Source organism: Burkholderia sp. Bp8992, assembly GCF_003853705.1.
In the GTDB taxonomy this organism is placed as follows: Bacteria; Pseudomonadota; Gammaproteobacteria; order Burkholderiales; family Burkholderiaceae; genus Burkholderia.
This window is the reverse complement of record NZ_QTQI01000035.1, coordinates 1-15,152: the sequence shown is the minus strand read 5'-3', so window position 1 is coordinate 15,152 and position 15,152 is coordinate 1. Positions and strand designations below refer to the sequence as shown.

Annotated in this window: 14 protein-coding genes; 7 read left to right on the top strand and 7 right to left on the bottom strand. The window is 67.0% G+C overall.

All coding sequences use genetic code 11. The annotated features are described in order from the left end of the window. Window positions 1-33: 33 nt before the first annotated feature. The 3 genes from preA to DIE03_RS33815 form a co-directional block, all read right to left on the bottom strand. The gene (gene preA / locus DIE03_RS33825) at window positions 34-1,350 is read right to left on the bottom strand and encodes an NAD-dependent dihydropyrimidine dehydrogenase subunit PreA (protein WP_124456489.1); all 1,317 of its coding nucleotides are present in this window, start codon (window positions 1,348-1,350) and stop codon (window positions 34-36) included. 53 nt (window positions 1,351-1,403) lie between these two features. Further along, the gene (locus tag DIE03_RS33820) at window positions 1,404-2,741 is read right to left on the bottom strand and encodes an NAD(P)-dependent oxidoreductase (protein ID WP_124456488.1); all 1,338 of its coding nucleotides are present in this window, start codon (window positions 2,739-2,741) and stop codon (window positions 1,404-1,406) included. 127 nt (window positions 2,742-2,868) lie between these two features. Beyond that, window positions 2,869-4,149 carry a Zn-dependent hydrolase gene (locus DIE03_RS33815; protein WP_124456487.1) on the bottom strand — a complete coding sequence of 427 codons (1,281 nt, stop codon included), beginning with the start codon at window positions 4,147-4,149 and terminating at the stop codon, window positions 2,869-2,871. A gap of 320 nt (window positions 4,150-4,469) precedes the next feature. Between DIE03_RS33815 and DIE03_RS33805 the strand changes: the two genes are divergently transcribed. After that, window positions 4,470-5,168 (top strand): TetR/AcrR family transcriptional regulator, encoded by a 699-nt coding sequence (locus DIE03_RS33805; protein WP_124456486.1) that lies wholly within the window; start codon window positions 4,470-4,472, stop codon window positions 5,166-5,168. A gap of 81 nt (window positions 5,169-5,249) precedes the next feature. Here DIE03_RS33805 and DIE03_RS33800 read toward each other — a convergent pair whose 3' ends face one another. The 3 genes from DIE03_RS33800 to DIE03_RS33790 are packed head-to-tail and all read right to left on the bottom strand — an operon-like array spanning window position 5,250 to window position 8,907. After that, on the bottom strand, window positions 5,250-6,440 hold the full coding sequence (locus DIE03_RS33800) for an acetyl-CoA C-acyltransferase (RefSeq protein WP_124456485.1): 1,191 nt from the start codon (window positions 6,438-6,440) through the stop codon (window positions 5,250-5,252). Between the two features lie 18 nt (window positions 6,441-6,458). Further along, entirely contained in the window at window positions 6,459-7,226 is a 768-nt protein-coding gene (locus tag DIE03_RS33795) for a 3-hydroxyacyl-CoA dehydrogenase (protein WP_124456484.1), read from the bottom strand. A 13-nt stretch (window positions 7,227-7,239) separates the two neighbouring features. Then, window positions 7,240-8,907 carry an acyl-CoA synthetase gene (locus DIE03_RS33790; RefSeq protein WP_124456483.1) on the bottom strand — a complete coding sequence of 556 codons (1,668 nt, stop codon included), beginning with the start codon at window positions 8,905-8,907 and terminating at the stop codon, window positions 7,240-7,242. Between the two features lie 145 nt (window positions 8,908-9,052). Between DIE03_RS33790 and DIE03_RS33780 the strand changes: the two genes are divergently transcribed. Together DIE03_RS33780 and DIE03_RS33770 are read left to right on the top strand one after the other, a co-directional pair. Continuing rightward, the gene (locus DIE03_RS33780; protein WP_124456482.1) at window positions 9,053-10,057 is read left to right on the top strand and encodes an AraC family transcriptional regulator; all 1,005 of its coding nucleotides are present in this window, start codon (window positions 9,053-9,055) and stop codon (window positions 10,055-10,057) included. A gap of 311 nt (window positions 10,058-10,368) precedes the next feature. Continuing rightward, the gene (locus DIE03_RS33770) at window positions 10,369-10,740 is read left to right on the top strand and encodes a nuclear transport factor 2 family protein (RefSeq protein WP_124456481.1); all 372 of its coding nucleotides are present in this window, start codon (window positions 10,369-10,371) and stop codon (window positions 10,738-10,740) included. 96 nt (window positions 10,741-10,836) lie between these two features. Here DIE03_RS33770 and DIE03_RS33765 read toward each other — a convergent pair whose 3' ends face one another. Continuing rightward, on the bottom strand, window positions 10,837-12,666 hold the full coding sequence (locus tag DIE03_RS33765) for a methyl-accepting chemotaxis protein (protein WP_124456480.1): 1,830 nt from the start codon (window positions 12,664-12,666) through the stop codon (window positions 10,837-10,839). Between the two features lie 278 nt (window positions 12,667-12,944). Here DIE03_RS33765 and DIE03_RS33760 point away from each other — a divergent pair, with 278 nt between their 5' ends. The 4 genes from DIE03_RS33760 (at window position 12,945) to DIE03_RS33745 (ending at window position 14,968) form a co-directional block, all read left to right on the top strand. Then, window positions 12,945-13,526: an RNA polymerase sigma factor gene (locus DIE03_RS33760; RefSeq protein WP_185658277.1), complete on the top strand. Its 582-nt coding sequence runs from the start codon at window positions 12,945-12,947 to the stop codon at window positions 13,524-13,526. A 12-nt stretch (window positions 13,527-13,538) separates the two neighbouring features. Continuing rightward, window positions 13,539-13,847: a hypothetical protein gene (locus DIE03_RS33755; protein ID WP_124456479.1), complete on the top strand. Its 309-nt coding sequence runs from the start codon at window positions 13,539-13,541 to the stop codon at window positions 13,845-13,847. A 2-nt stretch (window positions 13,848-13,849) separates the two neighbouring features. After that, complete coding sequence (locus DIE03_RS33750) at window positions 13,850-14,146, top strand: 4Fe-4S dicluster domain-containing protein (RefSeq protein ID WP_124456478.1); 297 nt, start codon at window positions 13,850-13,852, stop codon at window positions 14,144-14,146. Between the two features lie 105 nt (window positions 14,147-14,251). Further along, a complete protein-coding gene (locus tag DIE03_RS33745) occupies window positions 14,252-14,968 on the top strand; it encodes an O-methyltransferase (RefSeq protein ID WP_124456477.1) in 717 nt (238 codons plus the stop codon). Window positions 14,969-15,152 lie beyond the last annotated feature (184 nt).

The window sequence follows — 15,152 nt, the reverse complement described above, 5'->3', positions numbered from 1 at the left end:
CGGCACCGGATCTCCCGCGCCGCCGAACGCCGGTCAGGCCGCCTTCGCGTGTTTCTCCGGTGGCGCCGCGGTGCCCGCACCGGCTCCGGCATCCGCGCTCGCCGGATTGTTCGGATGCGTGGTCCAGTTCGCGTAGTCGCCCGAATCGACACGCTCCATCGTGATGCATTGCTCGACCGGACACACATGCATGCAAAGATTGCACCCGACGCACTCCGAATCGACTACTTCGAAGTGCCGCACGCCGTCCTTCGTCGCGGTGATCGCCTGGTGCGACGTGTCCTCGCACGCGATATGGCACAGCCCGCACTGGATGCACCGGTCCTGGTCGATGCGCGCCTTGATGTCGTACTTCAGGTTCAGGTATTTCCAGTCGGTCACGTTCGGCACTGCGCGGCCGCGAATGTCGTCGAGCGTCGCATAGCCCTTCTCGTCCATCCAGTTCGACAGCCCGTCGGCAAGGTCCGATACGATCCGGAATCCGTAATGCATCGCCGCGGTGCACACCTGCACGCTGCCGGCGCCGAGCACCATGAACTCGGCCGCGTCGCGCCAGGACGAGATGCCGCCGATGCCCGAGATCGGCAGGTTCGGCGTTTCCGGATCGCGTGCGATCTCGGCGACCATGTTCAGCGCGATCGGCTTCACGGCCGGCCCGCAATAACCGCCGTGCGTGCCCTTGCCGTCGACGGTCGGCATCGGCGCCATCTGGTCGAGATCGACCGCGACGATCGAGTTGATCGTGTTGATCAGCGACACGCCGTCCGCGCCGCCCTTGTACGCGGCGCGCGACCCCATCCGGATGTCGCTGATGTTCGGCGTGAGCTTCACGAGGCACGGCAGCTTCGTGCCTTCCTTCACCCAGCGCGTGACCATCTCGACGTACTCGGGCACTTGCCCGACGGCCGCACCCATCCCGCGCTCGCTCATCCCGTGCGGGCAGCCGAAGTTGAGTTCGACCGCATCGGCCCCGGTATCCTCGACGAGCGGCAGGATCCACTTCCAGTCGCGTTCGTTGCACGGCACCATCAGCGATACGATCAGCGCGCGGTCCGGCCAATCGCGCTTCACCTGCGCGATCTCCCTCAGGTTCACGTCCAGCGGACGGTCGGTGATCAGCTCGATGTTGTTCAGCCCCGCGATGCGCTGGCCGTTCCACTGCACGGCGCCGTAGCGCGAACTGACGTTGACGACATGCGGATCGAGCCCGAGCGTCTTCCAGACGACGCCGCCCCAGCCCGCCTCGAATGCGCGGTTGACGTTGTAGGCCTTGTCGGTCGGCGGTGCCGACGCCAGCCAGAAGGGATTCGGCGAAGTGATGCCTGCGATGGTGCAGCGAAGGTCGGCCATGGTCGGCTCCGTGAGAATGGGGTCGTGTTCGGTGTGCGTGGTACGCCGCGCGTTCAGGCCGCCTTCGCGTCGCGGGCGGCGAGCGCCGCGTCGATCGACGCGGCCGCGCGCTTGCCGTCCTGCACGGCCTGCACCGTGAGGTCGATGCCGTCCGTCGCCGCGCAGTCGCCGCCGGCCCATACGTCGGGCAGCGCCGTGCGCCCGTCCGCGGCCACCGCGATGCGCGTGCCGTCGGCCGTCAGCAACGCGGCCGCGGCACCGTCCGGCGCCAGCGTCTGGCCGATCGCCTTCAGCACCATGTCCGCATCGACGGTGAAGCACTCGCCCGATGCGGTCTCGAATTCGACGCCCGTCACCTGCCCGTTCGCGCCCGCGATGCGCACGGGCTTCGCGTGCGTGACGAGCGCCACGCCGCTCTTCTGCGCAAATTCGCGCTCGGCCCACGTCGCGCTCATCGCGTCGACGCCGCGCCGATACACCATCGTCACGCGCTCGGCGCCGAGCTTGCGGCTCTGCACGGATGCATCGATGGCCGTATTGCCGCCGCCGATCACGACCACGCGCCGCCCGACCGGCACGTTCTCCAGCCCGTCGGCCTGCCGCACCTGCTCGATGAAGTCGACCGCGTTCATCACGCCGCCCAGTTGCTCGCCGTCGATCGCGAGCGCCCGCACACCGCCGAGGCCCATCGCGAGAAACACCGCATCGTGCTGCTCGCGCAGCGCGTCGAGCGTCACGTCGCGGCCGAGCGCGACACCCGTTTCCAGCGTGATGCCGCCCACCGACAGCAGCCACTCGACTTCGCGCTGCGCGAAATCGTCGACGGTCTTGTACGCGGCGATCCCGTATTCGTTGAGGCCGCCGGCCTTCGGGCGCGCGTCGAACAGCGTGACGCGATGCCCGGCCAGCGCGAGCCGGTGCGCGCACGCGAGCCCGGCCGGCCCCGCGCCGACCACCGCGACGTGGCGGCCCGTGTCGGGCGCGCGCCGGAACTGCACCGCACCGGTTTCCATCGCCCAGTCGGTCGCATGCCGCTGCAGCGCGCCGATCGCGACGGGCTGCGCATCCTGGTGATTCCGCACGCATGCGCCTTCGCACAGGATCTCGGTCGGGCATACGCGTGCGCACATCCCGCCGAGCGGATTCGCGGACAGGATGTCGGTCGCGGCACCCTTCAGGTTGCCGTTGCCGATCTTGCGGATGAAGCTCGGGATGTCGATCTGCGTCGGGCACGCCTGCACGCACGGCGCGTCGTAGCAGTAGTGGCAGCGGCTTGCAGCGGCGGCAGCGGCAGTCGGATCGAGCAGCGGCGCGATATCGGCGAATTCGCACGAGAGTTGCGTGGACGACAGGCGATGCGCGGCGATATCGCCGGTTGGCTTGGTGGTCATACGCGTTCCTTCGACTGAGTGGAGACAAAGCCGTCCCCGCCGGCTGCGAATGCACAGTCGGGGCGGTCATGCTGAGGAATCCTGCAATCAGGCGATACGCAGCCTTACGGCTGCTACGGTCGATGCGTCATGAAGCCGGCTCGCATGCGCGCGACAGCATCGCGTGCAGCAGCACGTTCGCGCCGGCCTCGATCCATGCAGGCGTCGCGTCCTCGATCTCGTTGTGGCTGATGCCGTCGACGCACGGCACGAACACCATCGACGTCGGCGCGACCTGCGCGAGATAGCACGCGTCGTGCCCGGCGCCCGATACGATGTCGCGATGCGAGTAGCCGAAGCGATCGGCCGCGCCGCGCACGGCCTCAACGCAGGCGGCATCGAATGCGACCGGCTTGTAATAGAAGATCTGCTCGAGTGCCGTTTCGAGCCCGATGTCGGCCGCGATGCGCGCGACGCCGTCGCGCAGTGCGGCATCCATCTTCGCGAGCACCGCGTCGTCCGGATGCCGGAAATCGACGGTGAAGAACACGCGGCCCGGAATCACGTTGCGCGAGTTCGGGTGAACCTGCATCATGCCGACCGTCGCGCAGCCGAACGGCGCATGATCGAGGCCGATCCGGTTGACGAGATCGACCACGCGCGACGCGCCGAGCAGCGCGTCACGTCGACGCGGCATCGGCGTCGGCCCCGCATGGGCTTCCTGGCCAGTGAACGTGACCTCGTACCAGCGCTGCCCCTGTGCGTCGGTCACGACGCCGATCGTCTTGCATTCCGCTTCGAGAATCGGCCCCTGCTCGATATGCAGTTCGAACGCCGCATGCAGCTTGCGCCCGCCGCACGGCACCTCGCCCGCGTAGCCGATGCGCGCCAGCTCCTCGCCGATCGTCTTGCCGTCGACGTCCTTGCGCGACAGCCCGTATTCGAGCGAAAACACGCCGGCGAACACGCCGGATGCGACCATCGCGGGCGCGAAGCGCGAGCCCTCCTCGTTGGTCCAGATCACGACCTCGACCGGATGCTCGGTCTCGATCCCGCGATCGTTGAGACTGCGAATCACCTCGAGGCCGCCAAGCACGCCGTAGATGCCGTCGAAGCGGCCGCCGGTCGGCTGCGAATCCGCGTGCGAGCCCGTGACGACCGGCGCCGCGTCGGCCACGCGGCCTGCGCGCCGCATGAACACGTTGCCCATCGTATCGACCGTCACCGTGCAGCCGGCGTCCTTCGCCCAGCCGACGATCAGGTCGCGGCCGGCCTTGTCGAGATCCGTCAGCGCGAGGCGGCACACGCCGCCTTTCGGCGTTGCGCCGATCTTCGCCACCTCCATCAGGCTGTCCCACAACCGCTTCCCGTCGACCTTGATCGACGTGTCGAACACTGCCCGCTTCACTGTTTCCGATACCGCATTCATTCGTATCGCTCCTGTGGGGTCGGTGATGTCGTCAGCCGGTCTGTGCCGGTGCATGTCATGCCTGTTTCGGCGCACGCCCGCCCTTGGGTGGTGCATGCCGCGGTCGCTCGCGAAGTACGTTGAATCCTGTCCGATTGGACAGGTTTTAGACGATCAAAATGACCAGCGCAATGTCTTTCTTCAGGGAATCGACAGAGCGAGAAACGTGCCATCGCAACGCAGCATCGCAGCGGATGCGCGGTATCCGCACGCGTGCGTTCGACGCGGATCAGCAGCTAGAATGAAGCCCAACGCGGCATGCCCGCCGCGCGAGGGTAACGATGAGACATGACGAGGCGGCAGCCGAAGCCACCGACAGCGACGAAACGTCCGCCCCGATGCGGCGACGCAAGGCACACATCCGCGAGTCCAACGAGGCGCATCTGCTCGCCTGTGCGGAGGCCGTGTTCGCCGAACGCGGGCTCGACGGCGCAAGCACCGCGATGATCGCGGAGCGCGCCGGCCTGCCGAAAGCGAACCTGCATTACTACTTTCCGACGAAGCTCGCGCTGTACCGCCGCGTGCTCGAAGACCTGTTCGAGGATTGGCATCGCGCGGCCGGCTCGTTCGAAGGCGGCGACGATCCGGTGGAGGCGATCGGCGGCTACGTGCGCGCGAAGATGGCGCTGTCGCAGCGGCGCCCGCTCGGCTCGAAGGTCTGGGCCAACGAGATCATCCACGGCGCCGAGCACATGCAGGACATCCTGTCGGAACGCGTGAAGCCGTGGTTCGACACGCGCGTGAGCGTGATCGACGGCTGGATCGCACGTGGGCTGCTCGCGCCGATCGACGCGCATGCGCTGATGTACCTGATCTGGGCAACCACGCAGCACTACGCGGATTTCGATGCGCAGATCCGCGCGCTGAGCGGCAAGCGCACGTTCACGAAGAAGACGTTCGACGAGAAGACCGAGCAGGTCGTGCAGCTCGTGATTCGTGCGTGCGGCGCGGTGTCGCCGAAGCCTGGTTCTCCGGAATGAAAATCGGGCGACGGGTATCGCGCAAGTCCGCCTTGCACGATACCCGTCGCCCGCGTTGCAGCGTGCGTGATCCGCGATGCGTTACGCGATGCGCTCGATCGCGATCGCCGTCGCCTCGCCGCCGCCGATGCACAGCGATGCGACGCCGCGCTTCAATCCATACGTTTCGAGCGCGGCCAGCAGCGTCACCATCACGCGCGCACCCGATGCGCCGATCGGATGCCCGAGCGCGCACGCGCCGCCGTGCACGTTGACCTTCTCGTGCGGCAGGTCGAGGTCGCGCATCGCGGCCATCGGCACCACCGCGAACGCTTCGTTGATCTCGAACAGGTCGACGTCGCGCAGGCTCCAACCGGTCTTCTCCGACAGCTTGCGCAGCGCGCCGATCGGCGCGGTCGCGAACAGGCCGGGCTTGTCCGCAAACGTCGAATGCCCGACGATCACGGCCTTCGGCGTGAGGCCGAGGCTCTCGGCTTCCGAGCGGCGCATCATCACGAGCGCGGCCGCGCCGTCCGAGATCGACGACGCGTTCGCTGCCGTCACCGTGCCGCCTTCGCGAAACGCCGGCTTCAGCGTCGGAATCTTGTCGAGCTTCGCGTTGCCCGGCTGCTCGTCGATCGACACGACGCTTTCCGTCTTGCCGGCCTTCACGGTCACCGGTGCGATCTCCGACACGAAGCGCCCTTCGGCAATCGCGCGCTGCGCGCGCGTCAGCGACGCGATCGCGAACGCGTCCTGCGCCTCGCGCGTGAACTGGTACGCCTGCGCGCAATCCTCGGCGAACGTGCCCATCAGGCGGCCCTTCTCGTACGCGTCCTCGAGCCCGTCGAGGAACATGTGGTCGAGCACCTGTCCGTGACCCATGCGCATGCCCGCGCGTGCCTTCGGCAGCAGGTACGGCGCATTCGTCATGCTCTCCATCCCGCCCGCGACGGCTACCGCCGCCGAACCGGCCAGCAGCAGGTCATGCGCGAACATCGCGGCCTTCATCCCCGAACCGCACATCTTGTTGACCGTGGTCGCGCCCGCGCCGAGCGGCAGCCCTGCCTTCAGCGCGGCCTGCCGCGCCGGCGCCTGGCCCTGGCCGGCCGGCAGCACGCAGCCGAACACGATTTCGTCGATGCGTTCGGCCGGCACGTTCGCGCGTTCGAGCGCCGCACGAATCGCCACCGCGCCGAGGTCGCTCGCGCTGGCTGCCGCCAGGTCGCCCTGAAAGCCACCCATCGGCGTACGCGCCGTGCCAACGATTACGATCGGATCCTGAGTCGTCATGATTCGCTTCCTCCAGTGTCAGCGCGGTGCCATGCGCAACGCGCCATCGAGACGGATGACTTCGCCGTTCAGCATCGTGTTCTCGGCGATGTGGCGCACCAGCGCCGCAAATTCTTCCGGGCGGCCGAGCCGCGGCGGGAACGGCACGCTCTTGCCGAGCGCGTCCTGCACGTCCTGCGGCATGCCGGCCATCATCGGCGTCGCGAAGATGCCCGGCGCGACCGTCACGACGCGAATGCCGAAGCGCGCGAGTTCGCGCGCGATCGGCAGCGTCATGCCCACCACGCCGCTCTTCGACGCAGCATACGCCGCCTGCCCGATCTGCCCGTCGAACGCCGCGACCGATGCGGTGTTGACGATCACGCCGCGCTCGCCTTCCGCATCGGCGTCCTGCTTCGACATCGCTTCGGCGGCCAGCCGGATCATGTTGAAGGTGCCGACCAGGTTGATCGACACCGCACGCGCGAAACGGTCGAGCGAGTGCGGGCCGTCGCGGCCGACGACCTTCTCGCCCGGCGCGACGCCCGCGCAATTGACCAGCGCGTCGATGCGGCCGAACGCGTCGCGCGCGGCGGCGACGGCCGCCTGGCCGTCGGCCTCGCTCGTCACGTCGGTCTTCACGAAGCGTGCGGCCGTGCCGAGTTCGTGCGCGAGGCTCGTGCCCGCATCGTCATTGACGTCCAGCAGCACGGCCTTGCCGCCTTGCTCGACGACCATGCGCGCCACCGCGGCGCCGAGGCCCGAACCGGCGCCCGTAATCAGAAAAACGCGATCCTTGATATTCATTCGCAGTCCGTATTCAGGGTTGAGCGGCCTTCTCGGCTTCCATCTTGCGCAGTACGAAGCGCTGGATCTTGCCGCTCGGGGTTTTCGGCAGCGCGTCGACGAAGTCGATCGCGCGCGGATACGCGTGAGCGGACAGCCGCCGCTTCACATGCAGGCTCAATTCCTCGGCCAGTTCCGGCGTGCCGTCGAAGCCTTTCGACAGGACGACGAACGCCTTCACGATCTCCGTGCGCTCCGGATCGGGCACGCCGATCACCGCGGCTTCGCTGACGGCCGGATGCTCGATCAGCGCGCTTTCCACGTCGAACGGGCCGATCCGGTAGCCGGACGACGTGATCACGTCGTCCGCGCGGCCGATGAAGCTCACGGTGCCGTCCGGCTCCAGCTCGACGTTGTCGCCGGTCCGGTAGTAGCCGCCCGCGATCGCCGGCGTGTCCTGCTGCCAGTAGCCGTGGAACCACAGCAGCGGCGAGCGCGCGATGTCGATCGCGAGGTTGCCGGGTTCGCCGGGGCCGAGCTCGCGACCCGACTCGTCGAGCACCGCGACGCGGTAGCCCGGCATCGCGAAGCCGGCCGAACCGACATGCACCGCGTGCGCAAGACCGTGATGGTTGTTCACGACCATCCCGAGTTCGGTCTGGCCGTAGTGATCGTAGATCGGCGCGCCGAGCGCCGCGTCGAACCAGCGCACGACTTCCGGATTCAGCGGTTCGCCCGCACTGCTCACCACGCGCAGCTTGCCCTTCACGCGCGCGGCCGCCTCCGGCCCGGCGGCCATCAGCATTCGGTACGCGGTCGGCGAGCCGGCCAGGCTCGTGATGCCGAGCCGCTCGATCACGTCGTACGTGCTGTCGACCGTGAAGCCGCCCTCGTGGAGCGTCGTCGCATGGCCGAGCAGCAGCGGGCCCGTGATCGCGTAATAGAGGCCGTACGCCCAGCCCGGATCGGCGATGTTCCAGAACCGGTCGCCGGCGCGCAGGTCGACCGCCTCGCGCATGTACGCACCGAACGCGAGCAGCGCGTACAACGGCACCGGCACGCCCTTCGGCAAGCCCGTCGTGCCCGACGTCGACATCATCATGAACAGGTCCGTGCCCTTGCGCAGCACGGGTTCGAACGTATCGGCCTGCGCATCGAGCGCCGCGCGGAAATCGATGTCGTGCGCCGGCAGCGTCTCGCCTGCTTCGCGCACCGTCGCGACCGGCGGGCAATCGGCGATCTCGTCGAGCTTCGCGCGATTCGCGACGTTGGTCACGACGACGCGTGCATGGCTCATACGCAGCCGGTGCTCGATCGCCTTCGGGCCGAACGCGGTAAACAGCGGCTGATAGACGGCGCCCGCGCGCCACGTGCCGAGGATCGTCGCGACGAGCTCGGGCGTGCGCGGCAGCATGCCGGCCACGACGTCGCCCGGCTTCACGCCCTGCGCGACGAGCAGGTTCGCGACCCGGGCCGACAGCGCCTGCATCTGCGCGAACGTGAAGCGGTGGTGCTGCCCGCCGATGTCGATCCAGTCGAGGGCGACCGCGTCCGCCGTCGCGTGCCGGTCGCAGCATTCGACGCACGCGTTCAGGCCGCGCTCCAGGTCGCCGTGCAACTGCGCGGCGGCGGTCTCGATACTGAACCGGGCCACGGCGTCGGCGTAGGCCGGCACCGCCCGGGCGGTAGCTCCATCAGGCATGCGTGTCTCCTGTGTGTTATAGCCGCCGGCGAGCCAGGGGCGCGACGGGGGATATCTCGATAGTAGACAGCCCGCACATTGCAATCAATGACAAACAGAATCTAGAATCGTGATCGCTTTTGCCATGTCGGGAGGATGCAAAAAAATGGGGCCGCAGATGATTTCGCCGGATTTCGTCGACGATGCGCTCGCGTGCCTGCGCCGGCGCGGGTTGCCGACGGAACCGGTGCTGCGCGCCGCCGGCCTGCCGGCCACCGTGCACGAGCCCGTCACGCCGCAGCAGTACGGCCGGCTGTGGCTGGCGATCGCCGGCACGCTCGACGACGAATTCTTCGGCCTCGCCGCGCGCCCGATGCGGCAAGGCAGCTTCACGCTGCTCTGCCACGCGGTGCTGCACGCCGGCACGCTCGAGCAGGCGTTGCGGCGTGCGCTGCAGTTCATGCGCGTGGTGCTCGACGAGCCGCATGGCGAGCTCGTCGTGGCCGACGGGCAGGCGCAGATCGTGCTGACGCAGTCGGGCGCGCCGTATCCGGCGTTCGCGTACCGGACGTTCTGGCTGATCCTGCTCGGCGTGGCGTGCTGGCTGACCGGCCGGCGCATTCCGCTGCAGCGTATCGATTTCGCGTGCCCGAGCCCCGATCAGCGCAGCGACTATCACCAGTTCTTCGGCGTGCCCGTGCATTTCGACCGGCCCGACAGCCGGCTCGCGTTCAACGCCGCGTACCTCGCGCTGCCGACGATCCGCTCCGCGCAGGCGCTGAAAGCCTTCCTGCGCGGCGCGCCCGGCAACCTGCTGGTCCGCTACCGGCACGATACCGGCTGGGTCGCGAAGACGCGCGCGCACCTGAAAGCGCTGCCAGCCGCCGAGTGGCCCGACTTCGATGCGCTGGCCGTTCGCCTCGGCACGACGCCGGCGACGCTGCGGCGGCGCTTGCGCAGCGAAGGACAAAGCTTCGCGGCGATCAAGGACGAGCTGCGCGGCGCGCTGGCCCAGTCGCTGCTGCGCGGGCACGCGCTCAGCGTCGCGGAGATCGCGGCCGAACTCGGTTTCACCGAGCCGAGCGCGTTCCATCGCGCGTTTCGCAAATGGACGGGCACGAGCCCCGGCGCGTTCCGGCGTGACGTGCATGCGGCGAAGGCGGAGCCGTGAAGCACGCCGCCCATGACCTCGGGCTCGAAGCACAAGTCGAACGCCTGCGGACGCTCACGCTGTAACGTCAACCGGGCGCCGACTCTCCGGGCAATCCGGTCGACGCTCGCCGCGGCACCTCGCAGCGGCCGCGAGAACGGCTTGCGGCCCGCGTCATGGACGAGCGACGTCAGCGACAGGCCAACGATCCGCGACACGTCCGCACCGCCGAGCCGGCTCGCCGGTTCGTCCGTAGCCAGGCACTGTCGAATGCGCGGTAGGCTTTGTCCGTCGCCATTGCGTGTGCAGTCACAACCCAGCGAGGATCCGACATGGAAGCAATCCGTACCGTCATCGAACCGTTTGAAACCGCGTTACGCGCGGCGATGCTGGTCAACGATATCGACGCGCTCGACGCGCTGCTGGACGACGAGCTGGTGTTCACCGTCCCGACCGGCCAGGTCATCTCGAAGGAGGACGATCTGTCCGCGCATCGCTCGAAGCTTCTGCGCCTGGAGAAGCTCGACGTCCACGAGATGCGCGCATGCGCGATCGAAGCGATGATCCTGACCACGACGAAAGCGACACTCGCCGGCCATTTCGATGGCGCGGCGTTCAACGGCACGTTCGCCTATACGCGTCTCTGGCGCCGCTCGGGCGCCGGCTGGCGCGTCGTCGCCGGACATGCTTCGCAGGTCATGTAGGCTGCGCGCGATTCCGGCTGACCGGACAGTCACGCACGCGCGAAGGACGCTGCGCCCGCCCATGTCGCGGATGGACGCAGCCGGTATCGCGCCTCGTCAGGCCGGCTGCGACGTCGATGCACGATGGTCCTCGAGCTTGAACTCGCCGACCGTCTGCGCGAGCCTGGCGGCCTGCTCGCGCAGCAACGTCGCCGCGGCGGCCGACTGCTCGACGAGCGCCGCATTCTGCTGCGTCGCATCGTCGAGATGCGACACGGCCTGATTCACCTGTTCGAGACCCGTGCTCTGCTCCTTTGCCGCGACGGTAATCTCGGCGATCACGCCCGTGATGCTGCGCACGCCCGCGACGATTTCGTCCATCGTCGCGCCGGCCGTCTGGACGAGTCCGGAGCCGCCTTCGATCTTCTCGACCGACGAGTGAATCAGTTGCTTGATCTCCTTGGCGGCCTGCGCGCTACGTTGCGCGAGTGCACGCACCTCGCCCGCGACGACCGCGAAGCCACGGCCGTGCTCGTTCGCGCGTGCTGCCTCGACGGCGGCGTTCAACGCGAGGATGTTGGTCTGGAACGCGATGCCGTCGATCACGCCGACGATATTGGCGATCTCGCCGGACGCTTGCGTGATGTCGTTCATCGTCGACACGACCTCGCTCACGACCGAGCCGCCGCGCAGCGCGACGTTCGACGCGGATTCCGCCAGACGGCTCACCTGGCTTGCCGCATCGGCCGAGTTGCGGGCCGTGCCGGCGATTTCCTCGAGCGCGGCGGCCGTTTCCTGAAGGCTCGACGCCGCATGTTCGGTCCGGCTCGACAGATCCTGGTTGCCCTGCGCAATCTCGGCGCTCGCCAGGTTGACGGACTCGCTGAACTCGCGAATCTGCAGCAGGATCGTGCTGATCTTTTCGGCGAACAGGTTGAACGCATGCGCGATCTGCGCAGCTTCGTCCGCGCCGTCGGCAGGCAGGCGTTTCGTCAGGTCGCCGCTACCGCTCGAGACGTCCGTGAGCGCATCGCGAACCAGCAGAATGCGTTTGAAGGCCGCGTTCGTCATCGCGCCGACGAGTGCCGCCGCGATGACGGCAACGATCAGGATGGCAGCCAGCGTCGTCGTCGCGACCGCACGCATGCCGGCCGTCACGTCCGCCTTGTCGAGCGCGAGCACCAGCGACCAGTCGGTGCCGGCGATCGGCTGTGCGCGCACCAGCTTGGTGGCCCCGTCGACGTCGACCGCGACGGGCGCGGATGCCGACTGCAGCGCGCCGAGGTGTTCGGAATCGAGCACCGGCGAAAGACCGGTCGCGGGCTTCATGATCAGGTCGGTCTTGGCCGACGCGATCACGCGGCCGCTCTTGTCCACCAGGAATGCGAAGCTCGCCGGTGTCGGGTGAACGGAGGTGACGATCGCGCTCACGCTCTCCATGAACAGGCTGGCGGCCAGTACGCCCTTCACCGTGCCGTCGCGTACCACGGGCACCGCAAACGCAACCGCCGGCTTGCCCGTCGTTGCATCACGGTAGAGCGCCGTCACGACCAGCTGGCCCGCGCTGACGGCCTGCTTGTACCAGGGGCGTGCGGTCGGGTCGTAGCCGGGCGCGAGCGGGACGTTCGAGAACGCGGTCTTGTCCGGCAGGCCGAGCGTCAGCACCTCGAAACCGCCCGACTTGCCGAGCAGCTTCAACGCCGGCAGCGGGTCGCCTTCGCCGATCGCGATCGTGTCGGCGAGTGCCTGGGTTTCCCGTGCTCTGCTGGCCACCCATTCGTTGATCGCCAGCGCGTGACCGGCGAGGATCGACTTGTGATTCTGGTCGATGGCCTCGTCGTTGTGGTTCTTGACGACGTAATAGACCAGCCCCCCCGTCACGGCCAGCGCCGTGACCACGATGGCGACGCAGGTCGCAAGTATCCGAGCACGAATCGAGGACAGCATGATGACTTCGATCTCCATTACCGCGTTATTTGAATGGGGTCGCCGGAGGCCGGCAACGTCCTGTTTAACGACAGCGGTCGGGAGAACTTAAGGCCTGACTGGCCAGACCAGTTCGGATAAGGGACCGGCCGGGTTGCGGAGTCGCGGGAGGAAGACGGGACCGATTCGGCAAGACCGGGCTACCGTGCCGACTGTCGGTGGCGCATGGCAGAGATGTGCCCGGCAGCGAATTTTCACACGCGCCACAATATTCCGGCGCCTGAAACGTCTTCACAGGCATGGAATCGCCACCCACTTCGCACATGATGACCGACCCAGACCGCGACATCACGGCGACGGTGATGCGTGAACGAACGAGACTAGTGAATTTCATCCGGCGCCGGATCCGCGACCCGGACGATGCCGAAGACATCCTGCAGGATGTGTTTCATGAATTCGTGCAGGCCTATCGCCTGCCTGCCCCCATCGAACAGGCGAGCGCGTGGCTTTTCCGTACTGCGCGCAACCGCATCATCGATCGTTTTCGCAAGAAGAAAGAGCAGCCGCTGACCGAATTGCTCGACGCCGAGGACGAAGCGAACAGCGAGTATCGACTGGACCTCGCGCTCCCGGCGCACGATGCCGGCCCCGAAGCACGCTACGCGCGCACGCTGGTGCTCAAGGCCTTGCAGGATGCACTCGACGAGTTGCCACCCAATCAGCGTGAGGTTTTCATCGCGCATGAACTGGAAGGGCAGTCATTCAAGGAGATGACCGCGCAAAGCGGTATCGCGCTCAATACCCTGCTCGCGCGCAAACGTTATGCGGTCTTGCATCTGCGCGCCCGACTGCAGCCCATTTATGACGAACTGGATAACTAACGGAGTCGACGGATGAATTTTCGAATCAGATGTGCCGGCAAGGCGCTGCTCGTGGTGATCGCCATAGGCGTGCTCGGATGGGTCGTCATGATGCTGTGGAACTGGGTGATGCCGGCCCTGTTCGTCGGCGCCCGTACGATCGACTTTGCCCATGCGCTGGGCCTGCTCGTGTTGAGCCGCATTCTGTTCGGCGGATTCCGCGGGCACCGCGGCTGGCACGGCCGGCGCCACTGGCGCAAGTGGGAATCGATGACGCCGGAAGAACGCGAGCGTTTTCGGGCCGCATGGCGATCGGACAGCAACCCGCGTGCGGGAGAGTGAGCATGCGCGAGAACTCGACAGGCGACTGCAAGCAGAAGCCGGGGGTGATTGCGCCGATCGTCGATCTGAAACGTTGCGAGGGCAAGGGGGATTGCGTTGCCGTTTGCCCCGAGAACGTGTTCGAGATCCGGCGCATCGACAACGCCGATTACCTCGGCCTCGGTTTGATGCATCGCCTGAAGCAGCGCGTGCACGGAATGACAGTCGCCTACACGCCGAATGCGCAAGCCTGCCGTTCATGCGGACTTTGCGTGACGGCGTGTCCCGAACGCGCCATCACGCTCGCCCGCAGGTCGTAGCGCCGCCTGGGCGCATCGATGACGGAACGACAGTACAGGAAGCCTGGCGGAGCGGGCGATCGCCGGATACCGCGTCGACTTCATCAATCTCTTCAAGGGAAACTTATGGCTTCATCCACCATTGCTCTTCTGCAACGGCTTCATGAGGAGAGCCGCGCGGAAATCATCGCGCGCGCCCGCGCGCAGTTCGAGGGATCGGACGAAGCGTTCCTGTCGCTTGGCGATGAATACGAGGCGCTTGCGCCTCGGCTGCGTGGACGGTTTCTCGAGAATCTCGGGCTGTCCACCGACGACTTCGCGACCTCGGAAGGCAGTCCGCTATCGTTGGCCGTGTCGGCGGAAACGGGAAGATTCTTGCGCAACATGGTGCTTTCGCGACGGCCGGCGAGAATCCTCGAACTCGGCAGCTCCCGCGGCGTGTCCACCCTGTATTTCGCCGAGGCGCTGCGTACCTTGGGCCGAGGCGTGGTCGTGGCGACCGAGTGCGATGCGCTGAAGTGTGCACATCTGCGCGCGCACGTCAGAACAGCGGGCCTGGACGCCTATGTGGACATGCGGGAGGGCAACGTATTCGACACCGTTGCCGAGCTGGACGGTACGTTCGACCTGGTATTTATCGACGTATGGGCCGACGCCTATCTGAAACTGTTCAAGCAGATCGAGCGACTGCTGCGCCCGGGATCGGTGGTACTGGCCGACAACATGTATACAGCCGAGGACGCCGTTCGACCGTACAAGCACTACCTCGACGACGATCCGCGATTTTCGACCACGACGCTGGACTTTGAATCGGGCATCGAATTTACGGTTGTCGTTTCTTGAGTGGAGGTGTCGTCAAAAGGTGGGTGCTGGATGCGTCGTCACCAGCCATTCGGCGCGCATTTCCTTCGCGCCAATGCAAAAACCCCCGCCTTTCGGGCGGGGGTTTCTGGCTTAGGGAGCCTGACGATTACCTACTTTCACACGGGAATCCGCACTATCATCGGCGTAGAGTCGTTTCACGGTC

Coding starts and splice junctions, on each gene's coding strand:
- DIE03_RS33800 (WP_124456485.1), bottom strand. CDS start 6,440: ATGACGACTCAGGATCCGATCGTAATCGTTGGCACGGCGCGTACGCCG.
- DIE03_RS33765 (WP_124456480.1), bottom strand. CDS start 12,666: ATGCTGTCCTCGATTCGTGCTCGGATACTTGCGACCTGCGTCGCCATC.
- DIE03_RS33820 (WP_124456488.1), bottom strand. CDS start 2,741: ATGACCACCAAGCCAACCGGCGATATCGCCGCGCATCGCCTGTCGTCC.
- DIE03_RS33795 (WP_124456484.1), bottom strand. CDS start 7,226: ATGAATATCAAGGATCGCGTTTTTCTGATTACGGGCGCCGGTTCGGGC.
- DIE03_RS33790 (WP_124456483.1), bottom strand. CDS start 8,907: ATGCCTGATGGAGCTACCGCCCGGGCGGTGCCGGCCTACGCCGACGCC.
- DIE03_RS33815 (WP_124456487.1), bottom strand. CDS start 4,149: ATGAATGCGGTATCGGAAACAGTGAAGCGGGCAGTGTTCGACACGTCG.
- DIE03_RS33770 (WP_124456481.1), top strand. CDS start 10,369: ATGGAAGCAATCCGTACCGTCATCGAACCGTTTGAAACCGCGTTACGC.
- DIE03_RS33755 (WP_124456479.1), top strand. CDS start 13,539: ATGAATTTTCGAATCAGATGTGCCGGCAAGGCGCTGCTCGTGGTGATC.
- DIE03_RS33760 (WP_185658277.1), top strand. CDS start 12,945: ATGGAATCGCCACCCACTTCGCACATGATGACCGACCCAGACCGCGAC.
- DIE03_RS33745 (WP_124456477.1), top strand. CDS start 14,252: ATGGCTTCATCCACCATTGCTCTTCTGCAACGGCTTCATGAGGAGAGC.
- preA (WP_124456489.1), bottom strand. CDS start 1,350: ATGGCCGACCTTCGCTGCACCATCGCAGGCATCACTTCGCCGAATCCC.
- DIE03_RS33780 (WP_124456482.1), top strand. CDS start 9,053: ATGGGGCCGCAGATGATTTCGCCGGATTTCGTCGACGATGCGCTCGCG.
- DIE03_RS33805 (WP_124456486.1), top strand. CDS start 4,470: ATGAGACATGACGAGGCGGCAGCCGAAGCCACCGACAGCGACGAAACG.
- DIE03_RS33750 (WP_124456478.1), top strand. CDS start 13,850: ATGCGCGAGAACTCGACAGGCGACTGCAAGCAGAAGCCGGGGGTGATT.